Origin of the sequence: Streptomyces sp. NPDC085927, from assembly GCF_044540975.1 — a bacterium.
In the GTDB taxonomy this organism is placed as follows: Bacteria; Actinomycetota; Actinomycetes; order Streptomycetales; family Streptomycetaceae; genus Streptomyces; species Streptomyces hirsutus.
In genome coordinates this window covers 549,780-572,163 of sequence record NZ_JBITSN010000001.1, presented here as the reverse complement: position 1 = coordinate 572,163, position 22,384 = coordinate 549,780, and the positions used below count along the sequence as shown (strand labels likewise).

At 72.9% G+C, this 22,384-nt stretch carries 23 protein-coding genes; 7 read left to right on the top strand and 16 right to left on the bottom strand.

Annotation, left to right across the window (positions count from 1 at the left end):
- Positions 1-18: 18 nt before the first annotated feature.
- Positions 19-939: an AEC family transporter gene (locus ACIF80_RS02635; RefSeq protein ID WP_399798440.1), complete on the bottom strand. Its 921-nt coding sequence runs from the start codon at positions 937-939 to the stop codon at positions 19-21.
- A gap of 173 nt (positions 940-1,112) precedes the next feature.
- Here ACIF80_RS02635 and ACIF80_RS02630 point away from each other — a divergent pair, with 173 nt between their 5' ends.
- Positions 1,113-1,502: an STAS domain-containing protein gene (locus ACIF80_RS02630; RefSeq protein ID WP_399798438.1), complete on the top strand. Its 390-nt coding sequence runs from the start codon at positions 1,113-1,115 to the stop codon at positions 1,500-1,502.
- On the opposite strand, the gene ACIF80_RS02625 is transcribed toward ACIF80_RS02630, so the two are convergent.
- Positions 1,386-2,402 carry a sigma-70 family RNA polymerase sigma factor gene (locus ACIF80_RS02625; protein ID WP_399798436.1) on the bottom strand — a complete coding sequence of 339 codons (1,017 nt, stop codon included), beginning with the start codon at positions 2,400-2,402 and terminating at the stop codon, positions 1,386-1,388. The genes ACIF80_RS02630 and ACIF80_RS02625 overlap by 117 nt on opposite strands.
- A gap of 179 nt (positions 2,403-2,581) precedes the next feature.
- On the bottom strand, positions 2,582-3,931 hold the full coding sequence (locus ACIF80_RS02620) for an MFS transporter (protein ID WP_399798433.1): 1,350 nt from the start codon (positions 3,929-3,931) through the stop codon (positions 2,582-2,584).
- A 64-nt stretch (positions 3,932-3,995) separates the two neighbouring features.
- Here ACIF80_RS02620 and ACIF80_RS02615 point away from each other — a divergent pair, with 64 nt between their 5' ends.
- Entirely contained in the window at positions 3,996-4,949 is a 954-nt protein-coding gene (locus ACIF80_RS02615; RefSeq protein WP_399798430.1) for a LysR substrate-binding domain-containing protein, read from the top strand.
- Positions 4,950-5,038: 89 nt separating this feature from the next.
- Here the strand turns inward: ACIF80_RS02615 and ACIF80_RS02610 are convergent, their stop codons facing one another.
- Positions 5,039-5,800: an alpha/beta hydrolase gene (locus tag ACIF80_RS02610; RefSeq protein ID WP_399798428.1), complete on the bottom strand. Its 762-nt coding sequence runs from the start codon at positions 5,798-5,800 to the stop codon at positions 5,039-5,041.
- Positions 5,801-5,913: 113 nt separating this feature from the next.
- On the opposite strand from ACIF80_RS02610, the gene ACIF80_RS02605 reads away from it, so the two are divergent.
- Both ACIF80_RS02605 and ACIF80_RS02600 read left to right on the top strand, forming a co-directional pair.
- A complete protein-coding gene (locus ACIF80_RS02605) occupies positions 5,914-7,071 on the top strand; it encodes an adenosine deaminase (RefSeq protein ID WP_399798426.1) in 1,158 nt (385 codons plus the stop codon).
- Between the two features lie 140 nt (positions 7,072-7,211).
- Entirely contained in the window at positions 7,212-7,475 is a 264-nt protein-coding gene (locus ACIF80_RS02600; protein WP_399798424.1) for an ATP-binding protein, read from the top strand.
- Positions 7,476-7,584: 109 nt separating this feature from the next.
- Here ACIF80_RS02600 and ACIF80_RS02595 read toward each other — a convergent pair whose 3' ends face one another.
- The 5 genes from ACIF80_RS02595 to afsQ1 all read right to left on the bottom strand — a co-directional run bounded on the left by ACIF80_RS02595 (position 7,585) and on the right by afsQ1 (position 11,728).
- The gene (locus tag ACIF80_RS02595; RefSeq protein WP_399798423.1) at positions 7,585-7,788 is read right to left on the bottom strand and encodes a PspC domain-containing protein; all 204 of its coding nucleotides are present in this window, start codon (positions 7,786-7,788) and stop codon (positions 7,585-7,587) included.
- Between the two features lie 150 nt (positions 7,789-7,938).
- The gene (locus ACIF80_RS02590) at positions 7,939-8,520 is read right to left on the bottom strand and encodes a VanZ family protein (RefSeq protein WP_399798421.1); all 582 of its coding nucleotides are present in this window, start codon (positions 8,518-8,520) and stop codon (positions 7,939-7,941) included.
- A gap of 141 nt (positions 8,521-8,661) precedes the next feature.
- The gene (locus tag ACIF80_RS02585) at positions 8,662-9,291 is read right to left on the bottom strand and encodes a hypothetical protein (protein WP_399798418.1); all 630 of its coding nucleotides are present in this window, start codon (positions 9,289-9,291) and stop codon (positions 8,662-8,664) included.
- Positions 9,288-11,054, bottom strand: a complete 1,767-nt coding sequence (locus ACIF80_RS02580; RefSeq protein WP_399798416.1) for an ATP-binding protein — start codon at positions 11,052-11,054, stop codon at positions 9,288-9,290. The genes ACIF80_RS02585 and ACIF80_RS02580 overlap by 4 nt, the downstream gene beginning before the upstream one ends.
- Positions 11,051-11,728: a two-component system response regulator AfsQ1 gene (afsQ1, locus tag ACIF80_RS02575; RefSeq protein WP_029394402.1), complete on the bottom strand. Its 678-nt coding sequence runs from the start codon at positions 11,726-11,728 to the stop codon at positions 11,051-11,053. The genes ACIF80_RS02580 and afsQ1 overlap by 4 nt, the downstream gene beginning before the upstream one ends.
- A gap of 267 nt (positions 11,729-11,995) precedes the next feature.
- On the opposite strand from afsQ1, the gene ACIF80_RS02570 reads away from it, so the two are divergent.
- A complete protein-coding gene (locus ACIF80_RS02570; RefSeq protein WP_399799392.1) occupies positions 11,996-12,748 on the top strand; it encodes a SigE family RNA polymerase sigma factor in 753 nt (250 codons plus the stop codon).
- Positions 12,749-12,959: 211 nt separating this feature from the next.
- On the opposite strand, the gene ACIF80_RS02565 is transcribed toward ACIF80_RS02570, so the two are convergent.
- Positions 12,960-13,619 carry a uridine kinase gene (locus ACIF80_RS02565; protein WP_399798412.1) on the bottom strand — a complete coding sequence of 220 codons (660 nt, stop codon included), beginning with the start codon at positions 13,617-13,619 and terminating at the stop codon, positions 12,960-12,962.
- Between the two features lie 143 nt (positions 13,620-13,762).
- On the opposite strand from ACIF80_RS02565, the gene ACIF80_RS02560 reads away from it, so the two are divergent.
- Positions 13,763-14,170: a hypothetical protein gene (locus ACIF80_RS02560; RefSeq protein WP_399798410.1), complete on the top strand. Its 408-nt coding sequence runs from the start codon at positions 13,763-13,765 to the stop codon at positions 14,168-14,170.
- A gap of 122 nt (positions 14,171-14,292) precedes the next feature.
- On the opposite strand, the gene ACIF80_RS02555 is transcribed toward ACIF80_RS02560, so the two are convergent.
- The 3 genes from ACIF80_RS02555 to deoC are packed head-to-tail and all read right to left on the bottom strand — an operon-like array spanning position 14,293 to position 17,787.
- Positions 14,293-15,240 carry an aldehyde dehydrogenase family protein gene (locus ACIF80_RS02555; RefSeq protein WP_399798408.1) on the bottom strand — a complete coding sequence of 316 codons (948 nt, stop codon included), beginning with the start codon at positions 15,238-15,240 and terminating at the stop codon, positions 14,293-14,295.
- Complete coding sequence (locus ACIF80_RS02550) at positions 15,233-16,783, bottom strand: aldehyde dehydrogenase family protein (RefSeq protein ID WP_399798405.1); 1,551 nt, start codon at positions 16,781-16,783, stop codon at positions 15,233-15,235. The genes ACIF80_RS02555 and ACIF80_RS02550 overlap by 8 nt, the downstream gene beginning before the upstream one ends.
- 5 nt (positions 16,784-16,788) lie before the next feature.
- Positions 16,789-17,787, bottom strand: coding sequence for a deoxyribose-phosphate aldolase (deoC, locus tag ACIF80_RS02545; protein ID WP_388437819.1), 999 nt, complete (start codon positions 17,785-17,787; stop codon positions 16,789-16,791).
- A 222-nt stretch (positions 17,788-18,009) separates the two neighbouring features.
- Here deoC and ACIF80_RS02540 point away from each other — a divergent pair, with 222 nt between their 5' ends.
- On the top strand, positions 18,010-18,894 hold the full coding sequence (locus tag ACIF80_RS02540) for a PH domain-containing protein (RefSeq protein ID WP_399798402.1): 885 nt from the start codon (positions 18,010-18,012) through the stop codon (positions 18,892-18,894).
- Between the two features lie 121 nt (positions 18,895-19,015).
- On the opposite strand, the gene ACIF80_RS02535 is transcribed toward ACIF80_RS02540, so the two are convergent.
- The 3 genes from ACIF80_RS02535 to ACIF80_RS02525 all read right to left on the bottom strand — a co-directional run bounded on the left by ACIF80_RS02535 (position 19,016) and on the right by ACIF80_RS02525 (position 22,354).
- Positions 19,016-20,650 (bottom strand): phospho-sugar mutase, encoded by a 1,635-nt coding sequence (locus ACIF80_RS02535; RefSeq protein WP_399798399.1) that lies wholly within the window; start codon positions 20,648-20,650, stop codon positions 19,016-19,018.
- Positions 20,651-20,785: 135 nt separating this feature from the next.
- Positions 20,786-21,610 (bottom strand): purine-nucleoside phosphorylase, encoded by an 825-nt coding sequence (locus tag ACIF80_RS02530; RefSeq protein ID WP_332430266.1) that lies wholly within the window; start codon positions 21,608-21,610, stop codon positions 20,786-20,788.
- Between the two features lie 201 nt (positions 21,611-21,811).
- On the bottom strand, positions 21,812-22,354 hold the full coding sequence (locus tag ACIF80_RS02525; protein WP_399798397.1) for a gamma-glutamylcyclotransferase: 543 nt from the start codon (positions 22,352-22,354) through the stop codon (positions 21,812-21,814).
- Between the last annotated feature and the right edge of the window lie 30 nt (positions 22,355-22,384).

Here is a 22,384-nt window from a genome sequence, read left to right as displayed (position 1 = left end):
AGCTCCCCGGCACCTGAGTCACCCCAGCACCGCCGCCACCACCACGAGCACCGGTACCGACAGCAGGGTCGACACCAGGATCGCCTCCCGCGCCAGGGTCTCGCCGACGCGGTAGCTGCTCGCGTACGTGAAGAGGTTCTGCGCGGCCGGCAGGGCCGAGGTCACCACCACGTCGAGCAACTGGGCGCCGCGCAGCCCGAACACCCCCGCCGCCAGCCCCCAGGCGACCGCCGGCTGGCCCACCGACTTCAGCGCCACGGCCAGCAGCACCGCCCCGCGCTCACCGCCCCGCAGGGGCAGGGAGCTGCCGCGCAGCGAGATGCCGAAGGCGAGCAGGACGGCGGGGACAGCCATGTTGCCGATGAGCGTCACCGGGTCCATGACCGGACCGGGGATGTCGACGCCGCTCGCCGACGCCGCCACTCCCGCCAGTGAGCCCAGCGCGACCGGATTCCGCAGCGGTGTGAGCAGCCGGCGCCACAAGGGCTGCTTCTCCCCGGCGGTCGCCAGGTCCAGGATCGTCAGCGCGACCGGGGTGACCCCGACCAGCTGGAACAGCAGCACCGGCGCCACCAGCGAGGCGTCGCCGAGGACGTACACGGCGATCGGGATGCCGAGGTTTCCGGAGTTCACGTAGCTGGAGCACAGGGCGCCGATGGTGGTGCGGCCCACGCCCCAGCGGCGCGCCACACCCACCGCCACGAAGACGCCGGCCACCGCGGCCGTGCTCAGTGCCGTGACCAGCAGCCGGCCGGAGAAGACCAGGGACAGGTCGGCCTCGGCGAGGACGGTGAACAGCAGGGCCGGCGAGGCGATGTGGAACGCCAGCTTCGTCAGCACGTCTCGGGCCTGCCCGCCGAGATACCCCCGGCGGCCGATCACATAGCCGACGCCGATGACGACCGCGATCACCGCGAACCCGCTCAGCACCCCCTGCATGACGGCTCCTCGCCGGGGTGGCGAGCACCGGGGGACGCGGGCGGAGATGATCTGTGGTGCATACAGCCAACCCTCGGGGGAGGGCCGTGTCCGGGTCAATGTGATCTCCGCGGCGCCCGCCCGCGCCGCGACACGTGTCCGTGAGGGGCGGCGAGGGCCGGCGGGGGCCCGCGATGAGTTACGCGCCCGCGCCCGGTCTACCGGTCGTGGATGCCATGACACCCCCTGTACTCGTACTGCGCGGCCCCGTCACCCCGGACGGGGTGAGCGGGCCGAGCGACGCGCTGCGGGCACTCCTCGACGGCGGCGGGGCCGGCGGGGTGGTCGTCTGCGACGTGGGCGGGCTGGGGCCACCGGGGCTCGCCGCCGTGAACCTGCTGGCACGCCTCCAGCTCCTGGCCCGCCGGACCGGGGGCCGGATACGGCTGCGCGACCCCGACCCCGCCCTATGCTCCCTGCTCGACCTCGTCGGTCTCGGCTTCGAGGTGGAGGGGCAGCCGGCACAGCGGGAACCAGCGCCGAGTGTCGAGGAAGCAGTGGAACCCGGTGATCCGGCCGTCTGAGATCTCCAGCACCTGGACCGCCCACGGCGTGAAGCCGCCGGCCTCCGGGTCCGGCTTGTACTGGGCGAACCCGGGCAGGCCGTTCACCTGGACCGGCAGGAGCCGCGAGCCCGCACAGGCGGCGCCCAGCGTCGTCATGAAGCCCGTGATGTCGCCGGTGCCGGTCAGCCACAGGTCGAACGGCGGCATCGTCATGATGGCGTCCTCGTGCAGCAACGCCGTCAGCGCCGACATGTCGTACCCCTCGAACGCCGCCACATAGCGCTCCAGGAGCTTCTGCTGCTCCTCGTCCAGCGGGTCCGAGACGGACGCCTCGGCGCCCGGCTGCCGCCGCTCCGCGAGCGTCGCCCGCGCCCGCTGCAACGCGCTGTTGACCGACGCGACCGAGGTGCCGAGCAGCTCGGCCACCTCGCTCGCCCTCCAGGCCAGCACCTCGCGCAGCAGCAGCACCGCCCGCTGCTTGGGCGGCAGCTGCTGGAGCGCGGCCATGAAGGCGAGCCGCACGGACTCCTTGGCGACCGCCGCCTCCGCGGGATCGGCGGTCGCGGGCAGCACCCGGGAATCCGGCATCGGCTCCAGCCAGGTGTGGTCCGGCCGGGGCGAGAGGGCCGCGCGGGCCAGCGGGGTCGACTCCGTCAGGTCCATCGGGCGGGCCCGCTTGTTGCCGGCCGTCAGCATGTCCAGGCAGACGTTGGTCGCGATGCGGTACAGCCAGGAGCGCAGACTGGAACGGCCCTCGAACTTGTCGAAGCTGCGCCAGGCACGGATCATCGTGTCCTGCACCGCGTCCTCCGCCTCGAAGGAGGAACCGAGCATGCGGTAGCAGTACCCGGTCAGCTCGACGCGGTGCGCCTCGAGCCTGGCGTCGAGACCGGTCGCCGTCGCCGTGCCGTTCGTCATCGTCCACCCACCCCTGTGGCTTGTCTGCGGCGCGCCTTCGCACCCAGCACTTCGGAAGCTACCGCAGCCCACTGACAACGGCCCCCCGAGTCGACGAACGCGCAGGTCGGGAAAGCCCGTTCAGCGGACGGAACGAAAGCTTCCGCCCGCTTCCCGGCCGCCGGACCCGCCGGGCCGCCTCACGCCGGGGCGAGCCCGCGCCGCTCCACCCGGGCCGCCCGGGTGCCCAGCACCGTGATGGACACGACGCCGGCCACCGCCACCAGACCGACCCCCACCGTCCCGGCCCAGCCGCCCGAGTGGAAGGCGAGCGCACCGACCGTGCTGCCCACGCTGGAGCCGACGTAGTAGGCGGACTGGTACAGCGCCGACGCCTGGGCGCGGCCCTGGGTGGCCGTCCGTCCGACCGCCGAGGACGCGACCGCGTGGCCCGCGAAGAAGCCGCCGGTGATCAGCACCAGGCCCAGCAGGATCAGGGGCAGGGAGCCGGCCAGGGACAGCAGCAGACCCGCCGCGGTGGTGCCGCCCGCCGCGTACAGCGCGCCCCGGCGGCCGAGCCGGCCCACCAGCCGGCCCGCCGCCGACGCCGCCACCGTGCCGACCAGGTACACCAGGAAGATCGAGCCGACGATGCCCTGGGGGAGGGAGAAGGGCGCCTCGGCCAGCCGGTAGCCGATCACGGTGTAGACCCCGCCGAACACCGTCATGAACAGGGCGCCGATGGCGTACAGGCGCCGCAGCAGCGGGTTCGCGAGATGGCCGCGGACCGCGTCGAGCAGCACCCGCGGACGCAGCGAGCCCGGACGGAAGTGCTGCGGGGCCGGCAGCAGCAGCCGGAACGCCACCGCGCACGCCACCGCGAGCACCCCGATCACGCCGACGGCGACCCGCCAGCCCCACTCCTGCGCCACCCAGCCGGTGATGACCCGGCCGCTCATCCCGCCGACGCTGTTGCCCGCGACGAACAGTCCGATCGCGGTCACCAGGGCCTTCGGCCGGACCTCCTCCGCCAGATACGCGGTCGCCGACGCGGGCACCCCGGCCAGGGCCGCCCCCTGGAGCGCCCGCAGTGCCACCAGTGCGCCCAGCGACGGAGCGAAGGGGACCAGCAGTCCGACGGTCACCGCGACGGCCAGGGAGGCCGTCATGACCGTACGGCGTCCGTACCGCTCCGACAGTGCGCTCATCGGCAGCACGAACACCGCCAGACCGCCGGTGGCCGCCGCCACCGTCCAGCTCGCGTCGCCCGCGCTCACCCCGAGGTCGCCGGAGATCAGCGGCAGCAGGGCCTGCGTGGAATACAGCAGCGCGAAGGTCGCCACACCCGCCAGGAACAGGGCGAAGCTCATCCGGCGGAAACCGGGGCCGCCCGGGGACATGCGGGAGTCGGCGCCGCCCGGCGCGCCCGGGGCGCTCGGGGCGTCCGGAGCGCTGGACGCACTCGGGGGAGGGGAGGAGGGGGAGACCGGGGACGTGACGGATGTGCGGGCGTCCACGGTGGTGGACGCCTTGGTACTGGCGGGAGACATGCATGCGACGTTACGGACGGCTCCGCTCATCCGTCCAATGCATGGAATCGTCATAATCGTTCCCATGCAGCATCAGCAGAGGTCGCAGGGCCGGCTGTCACCGTCCAGTGACACAGAAGACATCGCCGCGCTGCTCGCGCCGCGTCTCGTCCACTTCGCCGGCGTCGCCCGCACGGAACATGTCACCCGTGCCGCCCAGGAGATGCAGGTCCCGCAGTCCACGCTCTCCCGGTCCGTCGTGCGCCTCGAACAGGACCTGGGCGTCGACCTGTTTGCCCGTCACGGCCGTACGCTCTCCCTCACCCCCGCCGGCCGCGCCTTCCTCGTCTCCGTCGAGCGGGCCCTCGCCGAGATCGAGCGGGCCGCCGACGAGGTGCGTGCCGACGCCGACCCGGCCACCGGCAAGGTCGCCTTCGGGTTCCTGCACACCATGGGCGCGGAGACCGTGCCCGGCCTGCTGCACACCTTCCGCGCCGACCATCCGCGCATCCGCTTCAGCCTCGTCCAGAACCACGGTGACGCCATGCTGGAAGGCCTGCGCGCGGGCGAGCTCGACCTGTGCCTGACCTCCCCTGTCCCGGACGCCCCCGACCTCGTCGCCCGTCGCCTGGACGAGCAGAAGCTGCGCCTGGTCGTCCCCGCCGACCACCGGCTCGCCGGCCGCCGACGGATCCGTCTCGCCGAGGCCGCCGACGAGACCTTCGTGACCCTGGAACCCGGTTACGGCCTGCGCCGCATCACCGACGCCCTCTGCGCCCAGGCCGGGTTCCGGCCCCGGGTCGCCTTCGAGGGCGAGGAGGCGGAGACCCTGCGGGGCCTGGTCGCGGCCGGGCTCGGCGTCGCCCTGCTGCCGCCGCCGGCCGTGCCCCGCCCCGAAGTGGTCGAACTGACCGTCACCTCCCCGCGGGCGGCCCGCGAGATCGGTGTCGCCTGGCTGGCCGAGCGGCCGGACACCCCGCCGGTGACGGCCTTCAAGAAGTTCCTGCTGTCGCGCCGCGGCCGCCTGCTCCCGGACTGACCGGCACCCCGGGGCACCCGGCCGCCCGCCGCCGCGACGCCGTACACCGGTTGCCGGCCGTCATGCGACGGCCGGCGTACGCCGGCCGCCTATCGCCGTAACGACGAACCGAACCCCGAGGCCAGCGGCATCCGCAGTCCCAGGGGCGGAGGGGCCGCCAGGGCGTCCCGCAGCGGACGTGAGAGCGCCCGCCCGAAGAGCGCTCCCATCACGAAGTCCTCGCACAGGGCGAGGACTTCGTCCCGGTACTGGCGCAGCCCGTGCCCGTCGGCGTGCACTTCGAAGCGGCAGACGTCCCGGTTCGCCTTCTTCGCCCGCGCCGCCAGCCGGAAGGACAGTTCGGGGTCGGTCCGTGTGTCGTGCGTGCCGTGCACGATCAGCACCTGCCGTCCGGTCAGCTGCTTCACCGGTTCGGGTGGCACGGGCCCGTCCTCCCCGGGCAGCCAGGGGGACAGCGCCAGCACGGAGGTGACGGCCTCGTGGCCGCCCGTGCGCAGGGCCGCCCTGCCGCCCATGCCGAGGCCGGCCAGGCACACGGGGACGTCCCCGTAGCGCCGCACGGTCTCGTCGACGGCCCAGGCGGCGTCCCGCGCGAGATGCGCCTCGCCGCCGTTCCAGCCCCGGTAGCGGTAGTGGACGACATGGACGGCGATTCCCTCGGCCCGGCCCGCGCGGCCGAGACGGCGTCCCAGCGCGCGTACGGAGGCGGTCGCCATCAGGGGGGACGGCCTGCGGCTGGAGACCGGATCACCGCCGGGCAGCAGCAGCACCGCGCCGCCCACCGCCCCCGACTCCGGGCCGAGCGCCCTCCCCAGCCGTGCCCCGTGAACCGGCGTCGCTTGCTGTGCCATGGCAGAACAGTGTCAGAAGCAACGGCGTACGCCACCCTGCCGTGCGGTCACCGTTGGATATCGGCGTCGGTGCGCGCCGGGTGATCTACGCGCGTAGGAGTTAGAGTGCGGAGATGACGAGCCAGAGCACCGCGAACACCCCGACCACGGACCAGATCCGCCGGGCGCCCAAGGTTCTGCTGCACGACCATCTCGACGGCGGCCTGCGTCCCGGCACCGTCGTCGACCTGGCCCGCGAGGCCGGATACTCCGCACTCCCCGAGACCGACCCGGACAAGCTCGGCCTCTGGTTCCGGGAGGCCGCCGACTCCGGTTCCCTGGAACGCTATCTGGAGACGTTCTCGCACACCGTCGGTGTCATGCAGACCCGGGACGCCCTGGTGCGGGTCGCCGCCGAGTGCGCCGAGGACCTGGCCGCGGACGGTGTCGTCTACGCCGAGGTGCGCTATGCGCCCGAGCAGCACCTCGAGGGCGGGCTGACCCTCGAAGAGGTCGTCGAGGCGGTCAACGAGGGCTTCCGCCAAGGGGAGCGGCGGGCCAGGGAGGACGGCCACCGCATCCGCGTCGGCGCGCTGCTCACCGCCATGCGGCACGCGGCCCGCGCCCTGGAGATCGCCGAACTCGCCAACGGCTACCGTGACCTGGGCGTCGTCGGCTTCGACATCGCGGGCGCCGAGGCCGGTTACCCTCCCACCCGGCACCTCGACGCTTTCGAGTACCTCAAGCGCGAGAACAACCACTTCACGATCCACGCCGGTGAGGCCTTCGGGCTGCCGTCCATCTGGCAGGCCCTCCAGTGGTGCGGGGCCGACCGGCTCGGGCACGGGGTGCGCATCATCGACGACATCCAGGTGCGCGACGACGGCACCGTCGAGCTCGGCCGGCTCGCCTCCTACGTCCGGGACAAGCGCATCCCGCTGGAGCTGTGCCCCAGCTCCAACCTCCAGACCGGGGCGGCGGCCTCGTACGCCGAGCACCCCATCGGCCTGCTGCGCCGGCTGCACTTCCGGGCCACGGTGAACACCGACAACCGGCTCATGTCGCACACGAGCATGAGCCAGGAATTCGAGCACCTGGTCGAGGCATTCGGCTACACGCTCGACGACCTGCAGTGGTTCTCCGTCAATGCGATGAAATCGGCGTTCATTCCTTTCGATGAACGGCTCGCCATGATCAATGACGTCGTCAAGCCCGGTTATGCCGAGCTGAAATCCGAATGGCTGTTCCGGCAGACCGCTTCCACCAGCGGTTCTGTCGCCTCGGAGGGGTGAGCGGGAGAACGTCGGGCATTCGGGAATGCGGGTGGCGTTCACCATTCCTCCGCATTCCGGTGTTTGCGGCCGGAGGTTCCATCTGATTACGGTCGCCGGACCGCTCACATCCCCGTATCCCATGTCGAGGAAACATCTTCATGAAGCAGTCTGCTGCCAAGACCCTCGGTGTCGCCGCGCTCGGTGCCGCCTTCGCCGCCGCCGGTGCGGGCGCCGCCACCGCCGCCCCGGCCGTCCCGGACGCCCTTCCGGCGCTGGACGCCGCCACCCAGAACCTTCCGGCGGAGAAGCTCTCCGGCGCGCTGCCGGACACGGAGCGGGCGGTGGGGGCCACGCAGCCGGTTACCGGCATGCTCGGCGGTATGCCGCTGCAGGGCTCCGTCAACGGCTTCCCCATCGGCTGACGTCCACAGGAGTGTCCCGCCCGGGTCTGTCCCCGGCGGGCCCGCGACCTGTGGGGCGCCCCCGGACCGGGGGCGCCCCACAGGCGTGTTCACGGGGAGGGCGCGGGCCTCACCAGGCGCTCGCCCGGACCTTGTGCTCCGACGGGAGCAGGATCCACAGCGCTATGTAGAGCAGGAACTGCGGACCGGGCAGCAGGCACGAGGCCAGGAAGACGACCCGCATCGTGGTCGGGGAGGTGCCGAAGCGGCGGGCCAGCGCGGCGCACACGCCGCCGATCACGCGGTTGTCGGTGGGGCGGGCGAGGCGGGACATCGTGAACTCCTTCGTGGTCGTGCTGCCGAGCGGCCCACGGGTACCCGGGGGTCCGGGAACGACACCGGGACCGACGCCGGACCCTGGTCCGGGCCCTGGTCCAGATCTGTTCCGGCGGGCTTCCGTGCGGCTGTTCCTGTGGACTCCACGTTACGGAGACGAAGGGGGCAAAGCATCACTCCAGGGGGCGATCCCGACCCCGGCAATCGTCGGGGTCCGACCCTGAGCCGGCTCCTCCCGGTGGATCTCCGCCCCCGCACGGTGCAGGGCCCGCCGACGCAGCCACGCACGGCCCGCCGGCACCAGGGCGGCATGAGCGAGGGCCGCGCCCAGGGTGTTCAGCATCAGCGCGTCGACGTCCACGACCCGGCCCGGCACCCCGGTCTGCAGCATCTCGATGCCCAGCGACAGCAGCGCCGCCGCGGTCATGGTGCGGATCAGCGAACCCACCGGTGAGACGGTCAGCCTGCCCCCCGTCATCGGCAGCAGCACACCGAGCGGCGCGAACAGCGCCAGTCCCTCGGCGACCCGGCGGGCCCCCGTCGCCCAGCCCAGCGCGAAGTCCGCCCGGATGCCGTGAAAGGGGCGCAGGTTGGAGGGCACCACCCAGGGGACGTTCAGGGGGCGCAGCGTGCACCAGGCGACGAACACGAGATACGCGGCCAGGAGGAGACCTCCTGTCACACGGATACGGAACGCGGCGGTGCCGCCGACGGGGCCTTGACGCTGCACGAACCCCTAGACGCGGCCCCCGGCAGGATCGGTTCCGCGTGCGACCCCGCGGGTCGGGTGAGGCATGCGCCACAGTGCCGCACCCGGGCCGGGTACAGGCCGCGTACGCGCCCGGAGCGAGCCCGAGGCACTCCGGGGGCCTCACCCGCCGGTGACCGCCGTGGACGGGGGTTCCGTGCTGCCCGGACGGGCCCGGACCTCGTCCGTGCACCGGTAGCGGCGTGCCCGCTCGTCGTCCTGACCGCCCAGGACCACCGAGCCGTCGCCCTCGGCCGCCGCCGAGTCGGAGAACGTGCAGACGATCTGCGCGAACGCGTAGGACGTCAGGCTTCCCGGCGAAACGCTCAGACGCAGCGCGTCCTGGGGGTCGCCGGGCCGCGGACCGCTCACGGTCATCCCGCCCCGGACGTTCGTGGTGTACCCGGCCTCCTTCTCGGCGGACGTCGGCGACTCCGAGAGCTGGTCCAGCAGTCCTTGCGCCACCTGGGCGCGCCGCTGCCCGGAGTCCGCCGTCCCCTCCGGCATCCGTACCGTCCGGTCGACGGCCACCAGGGACGAGCCGCAGCGCAGGAACACCTGGGCCGGCAGGCCCTGCGCGGGCGGTGAGGCCCCGTCCGCCTCGGTCTGCGAGCAGCGCACCCGGGAGGGCGCCGGACCGAAGTCGGTCGGCACCTCGGTGGCCCGGATCCCGCACCCCGCGAGCAGCACACCGAGCGCGGCGACGCCGAGCAGCCCGGGGAAGCGGCCTGCGCGCACCGGTCGTCCGTTCATCGGGCGTCCCCCCCGGCGTTCTCACTCCGGGTGCCGCCCTTGCCGCCGCCGGCCTTACCGGAGGTGCCGCCCGCGCGCTCCCGCGCCTCCTCGGCGTCCTCCATCAGCGCGGAGACGTCGCGCGGCAGCCGCAGTGTGAACACCGCGCCGCCCCCGGGGGCGTTGGCCGCGGTGATCTCGCCGCCGTGGGCATGGGCGTTCTCCATCGCGATGGACAGGCCGAGCCCGCTGCCCTCGGAACGCGGCCGGGAGGCACTGGCCTTGTAGAAGCGGTCGAAGACATGCGGCAGGACGTCCTCGGGGATGCCCGGCCCCTGGTCCCGCACCTCGATGATCACCGTGCCTCCGCCCTCGGTGCCGGTCCCGGCATCCGCCCCGTCGCCCGCGACTTCGCCTGCCCCTGCCTCCGTGCCGTCCGCGCCGCCCGACCGGTCGCCTCCGCTCCCGTCCCCGTCCTCGGCGCCGCTCTCCTCCCGCACCGAGACCCGCACCGGCGAGCCGCCGTGCTTGAGCGCGTTGCCGATGAGGTTGGCGAGGATCACGTCCAGCCGGCGCGGGTCGATCCGGGCGTGGATGCCGCGCTCCGCGTCCAGTTCGACCGCGTCCAGCCAGGCACGGGCGTCGATGCAGGCGGTGATCTGGTCGGCGATGTCGACGTCGTCCAGGACGAGGCGGGCGGTGCCCGCGTCGAAACGGGTGACCTCCATCAGGTTCTCGACCAGGTCGTTGAGCCGCCGCGTCTCACTGACCACGAGCCGTACGGCGGGCTCGACCATCGGGGCGATGCCGCCGCCCTCGAACTCCAGCTCCTCCTCGAGGACTTCCGTCACGGCCGTGATCGCGGTCAGCGGAGTGCGCAGCTCGTGGCTCATGTCCGCGACGAACCGGCGGGACGCCTCGTCCCGGGCGGCCATGTCGGCCACCCGTTTCTCCAACGCCTCGGCCGCCTTGTTGAACGTCCGCGACAGGTCGGCCAGTTCGTCCGTTCCCGATACCCGCAGCCGGGTGTCCAGCTTGCCCTCGCCGAGCCGCCGGGCGGCCGTCCCGAGCCGCTGCACCGGCTTCAGCACGGTCGTCGCCAGGGCCTGCGCCAGCAGCGCGGAGCCGATCAGGGCGAGCCCGGTGGCGATCCCCAGCGACCAGGCGAGCGAGTTGAGGTCCTTGGCCTCCGGCTCCAGCGACTTGAGCATGAAACCGGTGGGCCCGCCGCCGATCGTCCGGGTGCCCGCCACCAGATGGGGGGTGTCGCCGACGACGATCCGCTGCCAGTACAGGTGGTACGCGTACTTGTTGGTCGAGGTGATCTTCTGCCGTTCGTTCACCGCCTCGCGCAGCGAGACCGGCACGTCCTGCAGCGAGAAGCCGCTCAGCCCGCCCGAACTGCCGTACACGGTACGGCCGTGGGGGTCCTCGGCGATCAGCAGCACCGAGAACCGCTGGCTGCTGTTGGCCATCTGGCCCGCGGTGTACTGCAGTTCCTCCTGCGCCGGCCGCTCGGGCAGCGCACCCGCCCGGTTCTGCATCTCCTGCTCGAAGTCGCCCAGAACCGCGTCCTGGGTGCGGGTGAGCACCGCCTCGCGGTTGAGCCAGTACGCGATGCCCGACGCGGACACCGCGGCGGTGAGCGCGACCAGCCCGAAGACGACGACGAGCCGCAGCCGCAGGCTGGTGAAGCGCAGCCGGGACCAGATGCCCTTGCGCGCCGCGGACCAGCCATGGGACCCGCCGTGGTGTTCCTGGTGCTCTTGTTGCTTCTGTGTCACTGAGGCGGATCCAGCCGGTAGCCCACACCCCGGACCGTACGGATCAGCGTCGGGGACGACGGCACGTCCTCGACCTTCGCGCGCAGCCGCTGGACGCAGGCGTCCACGAGCCGCGAGTCGCCCAGGTAGTCGTGCTCCCACACCAGCCGCAGCAACTGCTGCCGGGACAGCGCCTGGCCCGGACGCCGGCTCAGTTCGAGCAGCAGGCGCAGCTCGGTCGGCGTCAGCTGCAGGTCCTCACCGTTCTTCGTCACGGTCATCGCCGACCGGTCGATGACCAGGCTGCCGAAGCTCGCCGAGTCGCTGGACTCCCGCTCCCCGCGGCGCAGCACCGCCCGGATCCGGGCGTCCAGCACCCTGCCCTGCACGGGTTTGACCACGTAGTCGTCGGCACCGGACTCCAGGCCGACGACGACGTCGATGTCGTCGTTGCGCGCGGTCAGCAGAATGATCGGCAACTGGTCGGTGCGCCGGATGCGCCGGCACACCTCGAATCCGTCGATGCCGGGCAGCATCACGTCCAGCACGATCAGATCCGGCCGCTGCTCGCGCAGCAGCTTCAGACCGTCCTCACCGCTGGCAGCGGTCGCCACGCGGTGACCCTGGCGCGTCAGTGAGAGCTCCAGGGCCGTGCGGATGGCGTCGTCGTCCTCGATCAGCAACAGGGAAGGCACAGCCTCATTCTGGCCCATGAAGGGCTCCCTGTTCGACCCGTGGGGGCAGATGCCCGTTGGGACCGGATAAGAACGGCTACGTGCACCGACGCCTGTGGAGAAGGTGTGTGCGACGGCGGCTCCGCGTCCCGGACGGCTCCTGTGACAGGCCTGTGACAGTCGGCGGACACGGCGATGAAGTCGACCCGGCAGGATTTTCGTCATCAGCAGGACGGCAAGCGGTACCGCAAGGCGAACACACCGGAAGTCCACGACGGGGGGCGCGAGATGAACACGCTGCACGGCACCAGCAACAGCGCAGTTGTCACGCGTCTGCACGACGTGCACCGGGGTGGCGAGAAGGCCGGTGCCGCGACCAAACGGGGGTGCGGTCGCGGCACCGGGCGTCACACCGGCTTCATGACGGTGATCGACGCGCCCACGGGGGGCACGGGGAACACGGGGGAAACGCACGGGGGAAGCGCGTACGGGGAGGAGCAGGGGGAGCGCCGTTCGCTGTCGGAGGTGGAGTTCACCGCCTACGTCCAGGAGCGACGCGCCTCCCTGTACGCGACCGCCTATCACCTGACCGGTGACCGCTTCGAGGCCGAGGACCTGCTGCAGAGCGCCCTGTTCTCGACCTACCGGGCGTGGGACCGGATCAGTGACAAGGCCGCGGTCGGCGGATACCTCCGCCGCACCATGACCAACCTGCACATCAGCGCGTGGCGCCGCCGCAAGCTGAACGAATACCCGACCGAGGAACTGCCGGAGACGGTGGGTGACACGGACGCGATGCGGGGCACCGAGCTGCGCGCGGTCCTGTGGCAGGCGCTGGCCCGGCTGCCCGAGCTCCAGCGCACCATGCTGGTCCTGCGCTACTACGAGGGCCGTACGGACCCGGAGATCGCGGACATCCTCGGCATCAGTGTCGGCACGGTGAAGTCGAGCATCTGGCGGTCGCTCCGCCGGCTGCGCGACGACGAGGTCCTCAGCTTCGGCCGTGACGAGGAGGACGCCTTCGGCGAACTGGTCGCCTGAAGGTACGGGGGGGAGCACGGGGGAACCGGGGGACCGAGGGGATCGGGGGATCTCAGGGGGGGGACCAGGGGGGAACAAGTAACGGGGGACGCGGGGATGTCGGGGGACGTCGCCGTGGAGCGGGGGAGCCACAAGGGAGCGGGACTGGAGGACCGGGGGGTCCTTCCAGTCCCGTTTCCGTGTGCGGTGGGGCGCGCCGGCGCGGTGCCGGCTACGACTGGGCGGGCGTACGCGCCGTGAACGTCCCGGCGCCGGCCGGGCCGCTGCCGCCCCGCGCGGCCGCCAGGCGGGTCAGTGCCTCGTCGCGGTCGCAGGCGTGCGCGCCGAGCGCGGTCTGGCGGGCGACGATCGACCGCTCCAGCCGCATCAGCCGCCAGCCGCGGCGCAGCAGGAACGCCACGGACTTGCGGCCCTCCCTGAGGTCCCGCAGGAAGCGGCGGCGGAAGGTCTTCGCCGGGCCCCGGCTCAGACACAGCGCGTCGGCCAGGAGGCCCAGTTCGCCGCAGCGGGTGACGATCTCCGCGGCGAAGATGCCCTCCGCGATGAACAGCGGGGCGGCGCCGAAGTCCACGTGCGACGCGCCCGTACGGGCACTCAGGCCGATGTCGTAGACGGGCACATCCGTGCGGCCCGTACGGCACAGTCGGTCGATCGCGGCGACGGCGGCGTCCGCGTCCCAGGAGCCGGGGTGGTCCCAGTCGATGTCGGAACTGCCCGCCACGAGGGGCAGGGACGGGTCGTCGCCCTCCTTGTAGAAATCGTCGAGACGCAGCACGGGCAGGCCGGAGCGGGCCGAGAGAAGGGACTTGCCGGAGCCGGAGGGGCCGCAGAGCAGCACGACACGCGCGGAGAAGGGCGACTGGGAACTCACGGGACACCAGTCTGAGGTATCGAACGGGTGGTGTACGACCGTACGGGTCCGTTTTGAGGCGCGTACCACATCTCAACTACGCTGCGCACCGACCCGATTACTCGCGGGGAGTGAGTCGGTGAAGGCGAGAGGTGGAAGCAGCGATGGCCCGACACGCAGCACCCCGGAAGCCGGCCGCCCGGCGCGCCCTGGTCGCCCTGGCGACCGCGGGAGTGGCGCTGGGGGCGAGCGCGACGACGGCGGCAGCGGCGGACTCGGAGGCACCCCGGGGCCCGCGCACCACGCGTCCCGCGTCGCTCGGCGCCGTCGACCCGCAGGCCGGTGTCCAGCCCTTGACGGGCACGGTCGGCCATGTCGCGGGCCCGGTCTCCGGCCTGAAGCCCAACCCGCTGGCCGGTACGGGCGTCGACCCGCTCGACAACGGCGTCGGCACCCAGGTCGCCGACTTCAAGCCGGTGGACTCCCGCGCGGTGACCCGCCCGGTGGCCCAGGCGGAGTCGGTCGACGGCATTCCGGTGGCCGGGCAGGCGGCGGGGATGCTGGGCGGCTGATCCGCGGGGCATCCGCAGGACGCCCCGCGGATCAGCGGGACCTCGATGCATCCGCCGGACACACGGAGAGCCGCGCCCCTCCCGGACGGGGCGCGGCTCTCCGGGCTGTGACGGTTCCTCCGTCAGTAGGCGGAACCCGAGGCGCCCAGGGAGCCGGTCGGGTGCCAGACCGTCTTGGTCTCCAGGAAGGCCGTCATGCGGTCGGTGCCCGGCGTCGCCGCCCAGTCGTCCACAGGCTGTGGACGCAGGACGCGCTTGAGGTTGTCGGCCGCGGCGATCTCCAGCTCCTTCGCGAGCGCCTCGCCGGCGCCCGCGAGGTCGATCGCGTTGACGTCCTGGTGCGCGGCCAGCGGTGCGGCGATCTCCGCCGTACGGCCGGACAGGATGTTGACCACACCGCCGGGCACGTCGGAGGTGGCCAGTACCTCGCCGAGCGACAGCGCGGGGAGCGGGGCCTTCTCCGAGGCGATGACGACCGCGGTGTTGCCGGTCGCGATCACCGGGGCGAGAACCGAGACCAGGCCCAGGAAGGACGACTCCTGGGGCGCCAGGACGGCGACCACGCCGGTCGGCTCGGGGGAGGACAGGTTGAAGAACGGGCCCGCGACCGGGTTCCCGCCGCCGACGATCTGGGCGATCTTGTCCGTCCAGCCCGCGTACCAGACCCAGCGGTCGACCGCCGCGTCCACCTGCGCCGCGGCCTGCGCCCGCGACAGGCCCTCCGCGTCGGCGACCTCCGCGGCGAACTGCTCCCGGCGGCCCTCCAGCATCTCCGCGACGCGGTAGAGGACCTGACCGCGGTTGTACGCCGTCGCCCCGGCCCAGCCGCCGAACGCCTTGCGGGCGGCGACCACCGTGTCACGGGCGTCCTTGCGGGACGACAGCGGGGCGTTCGCCAGCCAGTTCCGCCCTGAATCGGTCACCTCGTACACCCGGCCGCTCTCGGAACGCGGGAACTTCCCGCCGACGTACAGCTTGTAGGTCTTGAAGACGCTCAGCCGCCGCTGCTCGGTGCCGTCGGCCGGGCCCGCGGTGCCGGTCTTCACGTTCTTGCCGGTCTTCTCAGACATCGAGGTACGCCTCCAGGCCGTGGCGACCGCCCTCGCGGCCGAATCCCGACTCCTTGTAGCCGCCGAACGGCGAGGTGGGGTCGAACTTGTTGAACGTGTTGGACCAGACGACACCCGCGCGGAGCTTGTTCGCCACGGCCAGGATGCGGGAGCCCTTCTCGGTCCAGATGCCCGCCGACAGGCCGTACGGCGTGTTGTTGGCCTTGGCGACGGCCTCGTCCGGCGTCCGGAAGGTGAGCACCGACAGCACCGGGCCGAAGATCTCGTCGCGGGCGACGGTGTGGGCCTGGGTGACGCCGGTGAACAGCGTCGGCGCGAACCAGTAGCCGCTCTCCGGGAGTTCGCAGGGCGCCGACCAGCGCTCGGCGCCCTCCGCCTCGCCCTGCTCGACGAGCGAGGTGATCCGCGCGAGCTGCTCCTCGGAGTTGATCGCGCCGATGTCGGTGTTCTTGTCCAGCGGGTCGCCCAGGCGCAGGGTGGAGAGCCTGCGCTTGAGGGAGGCGAGCAGCTCGTCGTGGATCGACTCCTGGACCAGCAGGCGGGAGCCCGCGCAGCAGACCTGGCCCTGGTTGAAGAAGATGCCGTTCACGATGCCCTCGACGGCCTGGTCGATCGGGGCGTCGTCGAAGACGATGTTGGCGCCCTTGCCGCCGAGTTCGAGCGTGACCTTCTTGCGGGTCCCGGCGACGGTCCGCGCGATCTGCTTGCCGACCGCGGTGGAACCGGTGAAGGCGACCTTGTTCACGTCCGGGTGGGCGACCAGCGCGGCGCCCGCGTCGCCGTATCCGGGAAGGATGTTGACGACGCCCCGGGGCAGGCCCGCCTGGCGGCAGACGTCCGCGAAGAAGAGGGCGGAGAGGGGAGTGGTCTCGGCCGGCTTGAGGACGACCGTGTTGCCGGTCGCGAGCGCCGGGGCGATCTTCCACGCGAGCATGAGCAGGGGGAAGTTCCAGGGGATGACCTGGCCGGCCACGCCCAGCGGCTTCGGGGCCGCCCCGTAGCCGGCGTGCTCGAGCTTGTCGGCCCAGCCCGCGTAGTAGAAGAAGTGCGCGGCGACCAGGGGCAGGTCGGCGTCGCGCGTCTCCTTGATCGGCTTGCCGTTGTCCAGCGTCTCCAGGACGGCCAGCTCGCGGCTGCGCTCCTGGATGATCCGGGCGATGCGGAACAGGTACTTGGCCCGCTCGGCGCCCGGCAGCGCCGACCAGGTGGCGAAGGCCTTCCCTGCCGCCTTCACCGCGCGGTCCACGTCCGCCTCACCGGCCTGCGCGACCTCGGAGAGGACCTCCTCGGTGGCGGGGCTGACGGTCTTGAAGACCCGGCCGTCGGCCGCCTCGGTGAACTCGCCGTCGATGAACAGGCCGTAGGACGGGGCGATGTCGACGACCGCGCGGGACTCGGGCGCCGGGGCGTATGCGAACGCGGACGACTTCTTCGGCGCGGCGTGCGCGGTGGCGGCGGTGGCCGCGGTGGCGGCGACGGTCCCGCCGGCCCCGGCGGCCGACGCGACCGTTGCCTGCCTGGTCTTCTTGTTCTTCTTGCTCATGGTGATCAGTCCACCGTCACGTAGTCGGGGCCGGAGTAGCGGCCGGTGGCCAGCTTCTGGCGCTGCATCAGCAGGTCGTTCAGAAGCGAGGAGGCGCCGAAGCGGAACCAGTGGTTGTCCAGCCAGTCCTCGCCGACGGTCTCGTTGACCAGGACGAGGAACTTGATCGCGTCCTTGGTGGTGCGGATGCCGCCGGCCGGCTTCACACCGACCTGGACCCCGGTCTGCGCACGGAAGTCGCGGACCGCCTCCAGCATCAGGAGCGTGTTCGCGGGCGTGGCGTTCACCGCCACCTTGCCGGTCGAGGTCTTGATGAAGTCCGCGCCGGCCAGCATGCCGAGCCAGCTCGCCCGGCGGATGTTGTCGTACGTCGACAGCTCGCCCGTCTCGAAGATGACCTTCAGCCGGGCGCTCGCCCCGCAGGCCTCCTTCACGGCGGTGATCTCGTCGAACACCTTCCGGTAGTTCCCCGCGAGGAACGCGCCGCGGTCGATGACCATGTCGATCTCGTCGGCACCGGCGGCGACGGCCTCCCGGACGTCGGCCAGCTTGACGGTGAGCGGGGCCCGGCCGGCCGGGAAGGCGGTCGCGACGGAGGCGACCTTGACCGTGGAGCCGGCGACGGCCTCCTTGGCCGTGGCCACCATGTCGGGGTAGACGCAGACCGCGGCCGTGGCGGGCGCCGTACGGTCGGACGGGTCGGGGCGGACCGCCTTCGCGCCGAGCGCCCGGACCTTGCCCGGGGTGTCCGCGCCTTCCAGCGTCGTCAGGTCGACCATCGAGATGGCGAGGTCGATGGCGTACGCCTTCGCGGTCGTCTTGATCGAGCGGGTGCCGAGCGAGGCGGCACGCGCCTCCAGACCGACCGCGTCGACGCCGGGCAGTCCGTGCAGGAAGCGGCGCAGCGTGCTGTCGGACGCGGTGACGTCACTCAGCGCGGCGGGAGCACCGCCTCGCTCGGGCGCCGGCGAGGGCTGGGGGGAGGTGGGTGCAGTGGAGGACATGGTCACCAGCCGAGCATATCTACGCGCGTAGCGGCTGTACAGCCCTCCCACCCGTTCAGGAACGGAGGCGGGGCCCGCCTCGTCTCCGCCCTGTTCCCGTTCGTCTCCCTCCTGTTCCCGCCCGGCCTCTGCTCGGCTCCCGCCCTGTCTCCGCCCGGTCTCTGCCCGGCCCCTGCCCACCGCCTGACCGTGCGGGTGTGGGCGTCGGGCAGAATCGGGGGCATGACGACCCCCGAGCCTCAGCCGTCCGACCGGGAGCCCGCCGAGCCTGCCCAGTCCACCGAGCCCGCCGAGCACGCCGGCTCCGCCCCCTCCTCCGAACCGTCGGAGCCTTCGGCGGCGTCGGAGTCCCCGGCGGCTTCGGAGCCCGCGGACCCTCCGGCGGCGGCTTCAGCGGCTTCAGGGGCGTCGGAAGGACCGGAGGGACCGGCGGGCTCGGAGAGCCGGGCGGCCTCGGAACCCGAGTACGCCGACCGGGTCTACCGGTCGACCTCGGGGTTCGTCGGCGGCGCGCTGATCCTCGCCCTCGCCTGCTGGCTCGGTGTCGACGCCGTGGTCGTCGGCGAGGGCAACGCCCCGTGGCTGGCGCTCGCCGCGCTGCTCTTCCTCGTCCCCCTGGTGGCCGCCTACACCCTGGTCCCCGCGGTGTACGCCAACGAGGACCGGCTGCGCGTCCGCAACCCCTTCCGTACGATCACGCTGCCCTGGGGCCGGGTGGTCTCGCTGCGCTCCGCCTACACCAACGAGGTCGTCTCGGACGACGGCGGCAAGTACCAGCTGTGGGCCCTGCCCGTGTCGCTGCGGGCCCGCAAGCGTGCGTCGCGGCGGGACCTGCGGGCCGTGGGCGACCGGGCGCTGGGCGCCGAGGCCTCCCTGGGCGGGGGCGCGGCCCGGCGCGGGGGCTCCGACTCGGCCGCCGCGGACCGGTCGGCCGCGGTCGAGCGGGCGCGGACCGACCGCTCGATGGACGAACTGCGTGAGCTGCACGAGAGCCGTGGGGCCGAGGCGAGCGCGCAGGGCGAGGTGAGCGTGCGGTGGTCCTACGGGATCATCGCCCCCTCGCTGGCCGGCGCCGTGCTGCTGGCGGTCCTGCTGGGGCTCGGCTGAGGGACCCCGGCCCACTGAGGGCGGTACGACGGGAGGGGCTGCCGGATCCGGCAGCCCCTCCCGATGCTTTCCCGTGTGCTTTCCCGCGGGTGCTCCGGCGTGGGGTCCCCACGCCGGTCGCTCAGATGCCGGCCGCCGCCTTCAGGTCCCGCTTGACCGCGGTCAGCAGGGCCGCCGCCTCGGTGCGGGCCGAGGGCAGGTCGTCCCGCGCGGCGACCGGGACGACGACCTCCAGGTAGCACTTCAGCTTGGGCTCCGTACCGCTCGGGCGGACGATGACGCGGGCGCCCCGGAGGGTGTAGCGCAGGCCGTCGGTGGGCGGCAGGGCGGCCGTGCCCCGGGTCAGGTCCTCGGCCTCGGTGACCGGCAGGCCGGCCAGTTCGGCCGGGGGGTTCTCGCGCAGCCGGCGCATCGCGTCCGCGATGAGGGACAGGTCCTCGACGCGCACGGACAGCTGGTCGGTGGCGTGCAGGCCGTGGGCCACGGCGAGGTCGTCGAGGAGGTCCAGGAGGGTGCGGCCCTCCTCCTTCAGCCCGGAGGCCAGCTCGGCGAGGAGCAGGGCGGCCGTGATGCCGTCCTTGTCGCGTACGCCGTCCGGGTCGACGCAGTAGCCCAGCGCCTCCTCGTAGCCGTAGCGCAGGCCCTCGACCCTGGCGATCCACTTGAAGCCGGTCAGCGTCTCCTCGTGCGGCAGACCCGCCTGCTCGGCGATGCGGGCGAGGAGGGCCGACGAGACGATCGACTCGGCGAACGTGCCGGTCACCCCGCGGCGGACCAGATGGGCGGCGAGCAGTGCCCCCACCTCGTCGCCGCGCAGCATGCGCCAGTCCCCGTCGATGTCCTTGACGGCCGCGGCGCAGCGGTCGGCGTCCGGGTCGTTGGCGATGACCAGGTCCGGCTCCGCCTCGCGCGCCGTCGCGAAGGCCAGGTCCATCGCCCCGGGCTCCTCCGGGTTGGGGAACGCGACGGTGGGGAAGTCCGGGTCGGGTTCGGCCTGCTCGGCGACCAGGACCGGCTCGGGGAAACCGGCCCGCGCGAAGGCAGCGAGCAGGACGTCCTTGCCGACGCCGTGCATCGCCGTGTAGACCGTGCGGGCGGTACGGGGGGAGTCCTTGGCCAGGACCGCGTCCGTGCGGGCGAGGTAGGCGTCCAGGACGGAGTCGTCGAGCGTCTCCCAGCCGGCGTCGGGACGGGGTACGTCGTTCAGGGACCCGACGGCCGCGATCTCGGCGGCGATCTCCGCGTCGGCCGGGGGGACGATCTGGGAGCCGTCGCCGAGGTACACCTTGTAGCCGTTGTCGCGGGGCGGGTTGTGACTGGCGGTAACCTCGACCCCGGCGACCGCGCCGAGGTGCCGTACGGCGAAGGCGAGCACCGGCGTGGGCAGGGGCCGGGGCAGGACGGCGGCCCGGAGCCCGGCGCCCGTCATGACGGCGGCCGTGTCGCGGGCGAAGTCCGCCGACTTGTGGCGGGCGTCGTAGCCGATCACCACGAGGCCGCCGGTGTGCCCGTGCCGCTCGAGGTACGCGGCGAGGCCGGCGGCGGCGCGGATGACGACGGCGCGGTTCATCCGCAGGGGGCCGGCACCCAGTTCGCCGCGGAGGCCCGCGGTGCCGAACTGGAGGGTGCCGCTGAAACGGGCGGTGAGTTCGGTGACGTCGTCGGCGTCGAGGAGCGCCGCGAGTTCCGCGCGGGTCTCGGGGTCGGGGTCCTCGGCGAGCCAGGTGCGGGCGCGAGTGGTCAGGTCGTCGTGCACGTGTCGGTCAGCCTCTCGAATGGTTCGTTGCGTCGTCCCGCCCCGCGGAGGGGGCCCGGGCGGAGGGCCCGGCACGGGTCCCGCGGAGGGCCCCGGGAAGAGGTCCTGCCGGAGGGGGTCCCGTGAGGGGTTCCCCTACAGGCGGCCCAGGACCTGGGTCAGGAGGGTGCCCATCCGGGTGGCCGAGTCGCGGCCCGCCTGGAGGACCTCCTCGTGGTTGAGGGGCTCACCGGTCATGCCGGCGGCGAGGTTGGTGACCAGGGAGATGCCGAGCACCTCCGCACCCGCCTCCCGCGCCGCGATGGCCTCGAGCACCGTCGACATGCCCACCAGGTCCGCCCCGATCACCCGCGCCATGCGGATCTCCGCCGGGGTCTCGTAGTGCGGGCCGGGGAACTGGGCGTAGACGCCCTCCTCCAGGCTCGCGTCGATCTCCTTGCACAGGGCCCGCAGACGCGGGGAGTACAGGTCGGTGAGGTCGACGAAGTTGGCACCGACGATGGGGGAGGTGGCCGTGAGGTTGATGTGGTCGCTGATCAGGACCGGCTGGCCGGGGCGCATGCCCTCGCGCAGACCGCCGCAGCCGTTGGTCAGGACGACCGTCTTGGCGCCGGCGGCGACGGCGGTGCGGACGCCGTGCGCGACGGAGGCCACGCCGCGGCCCTCGTAGTAGTGGGTGCGGCCCAGGAAGACCAGGGCGCGCTTGGTGCCGATCCGGTAGGACCGGATGGTGCCTCCGTGACCCTCGACCGCGGGCGGCGGGAAACCGGGCAGCTCGGTGACCGGGAACTCGGCGTCGGGGGTGCCGAGGGCGTCCACGGCCGGTGCCCAGCCGGAGCCCATCACGAGGGCCACGTCGTGGGTCTCGGCGCCCGTGAGCTCACGCAGGCGCGCGGCTGCGGCGTCGGCTGCGGCGTGGGGGTCGCCCTGGATGTCGTCCGGAAGAAGAGAAGCGTTCACGCGGATGAGAGTAGCCGGTGTTCGCCTACGCGCGTAGATGTCGTAGCTCACGGGCTCGCGATCGTTGTCCTGTCGTTTCCGACGAGGAGGCGGGGAACGGACCGGCTCCCGCCGCCGTACGGGCGGCGCCGCAGGGGCGGCGTCGTCCGGGCGGGTTCCTGCGGGCCGGTGCGCGAAGCCGCTCCGCGTGAGCGCCCGCGCTCAGCAGGGACGCTTGCGCAGTTCCATCACGTAGTCGTGGGGCGCGCCCGCGGATTCCGCCGCGTCGGCGACCTGGCCCAGGTAGCGGGCCGAGGGCAGACCGCCCTCGTAGGCGTTCAGGACGTAGGCCCAGGCGGATTCCTCGCCGTCCAGGGTGTGCACGCGGACGCGGGTGCGCCGGTATATGTCCAGGCCCGTGCCCTCCCAGCGGTCCAGGGACTCCTCGTCCATGGGGGCGATGTCGTACAGCGCGACGAAGACCTGCGCGAAATGGTCCTCGACGATCGTCGCGAGCGCCCCGGTCCTGCTCTCCTTCGGGCTTCCGGTCCCGCTCCCGGTCCCGTCCCCGGCTCCTGCGCCGGCTTTGCCTTCGGCCGGCGGGCCGCCGTCCGGCCCGCCCGGCCAGGGCAGACCCCAGTTGTCGCCCCCGAAGGTCAGCCGCCACCCGTTCAGCCAGCCGGTGGCGCGCAGCGGCGAATGCGGGGCGCGGCGGGTCATCAGCCGCGCGTCGAGGTTGCCGGCGTACGCGGCGTAGAGCGACATGATGCAGAGCGTACGGCAGCCGCACCGCGG

What these genes read in the sequence shown, in the direction of transcription:
- ACIF80_RS02525 (WP_399798397.1), bottom strand. Translation starts at nt 22,354, where the DNA reads ATGTCGCTCTACGCCGCGTACGCCGGCAACCTCGACGCGCGGCTGATG.
- ACIF80_RS02630 (WP_399798438.1), top strand. Translation starts at nt 1,113, where the DNA reads ATGAGTTACGCGCCCGCGCCCGGTCTACCGGTCGTGGATGCCATGACA.
- ACIF80_RS02555 (WP_399798408.1), bottom strand. Translation starts at nt 15,240, where the DNA reads ATGTCTGAGAAGACCGGCAAGAACGTGAAGACCGGCACCGCGGGCCCG.
- ACIF80_RS02610 (WP_399798428.1), bottom strand. Translation starts at nt 5,800, where the DNA reads ATGGCACAGCAAGCGACGCCGGTTCACGGGGCACGGCTGGGGAGGGCG.
- ACIF80_RS02620 (WP_399798433.1), bottom strand. Translation starts at nt 3,931, where the DNA reads ATGTCTCCCGCCAGTACCAAGGCGTCCACCACCGTGGACGCCCGCACA.
- ACIF80_RS02550 (WP_399798405.1), bottom strand. Translation starts at nt 16,783, where the DNA reads ATGAGCAAGAAGAACAAGAAGACCAGGCAGGCAACGGTCGCGTCGGCC.
- ACIF80_RS02625 (WP_399798436.1), bottom strand. Translation starts at nt 2,402, where the DNA reads ATGACGAACGGCACGGCGACGGCGACCGGTCTCGACGCCAGGCTCGAG.
- ACIF80_RS02615 (WP_399798430.1), top strand. Translation starts at nt 3,996, where the DNA reads ATGCAGCATCAGCAGAGGTCGCAGGGCCGGCTGTCACCGTCCAGTGAC.
- ACIF80_RS02585 (WP_399798418.1), bottom strand. Translation starts at nt 9,291, where the DNA reads ATGAACGGACGACCGGTGCGCGCAGGCCGCTTCCCCGGGCTGCTCGGC.
- ACIF80_RS02540 (WP_399798402.1), top strand. Translation starts at nt 18,010, where the DNA reads ATGACGACCCCCGAGCCTCAGCCGTCCGACCGGGAGCCCGCCGAGCCT.
- ACIF80_RS02600 (WP_399798424.1), top strand. Translation starts at nt 7,212, where the DNA reads ATGAAGCAGTCTGCTGCCAAGACCCTCGGTGTCGCCGCGCTCGGTGCC.
- deoC (WP_388437819.1), bottom strand. Translation starts at nt 17,787, where the DNA reads ATGTCCTCCACTGCACCCACCTCCCCCCAGCCCTCGCCGGCGCCCGAG.
- ACIF80_RS02595 (WP_399798423.1), bottom strand. Translation starts at nt 7,788, where the DNA reads ATGTCCCGCCTCGCCCGCCCCACCGACAACCGCGTGATCGGCGGCGTG.
- ACIF80_RS02635 (WP_399798440.1), bottom strand. Translation starts at nt 939, where the DNA reads ATGCAGGGGGTGCTGAGCGGGTTCGCGGTGATCGCGGTCGTCATCGGC.
- ACIF80_RS02560 (WP_399798410.1), top strand. Translation starts at nt 13,763, where the DNA reads ATGGCCCGACACGCAGCACCCCGGAAGCCGGCCGCCCGGCGCGCCCTG.
- ACIF80_RS02570 (WP_399799392.1), top strand. Translation starts at nt 11,996, where the DNA reads ATGAACACGCTGCACGGCACCAGCAACAGCGCAGTTGTCACGCGTCTG.
- ACIF80_RS02605 (WP_399798426.1), top strand. Translation starts at nt 5,914, where the DNA reads ATGACGAGCCAGAGCACCGCGAACACCCCGACCACGGACCAGATCCGC.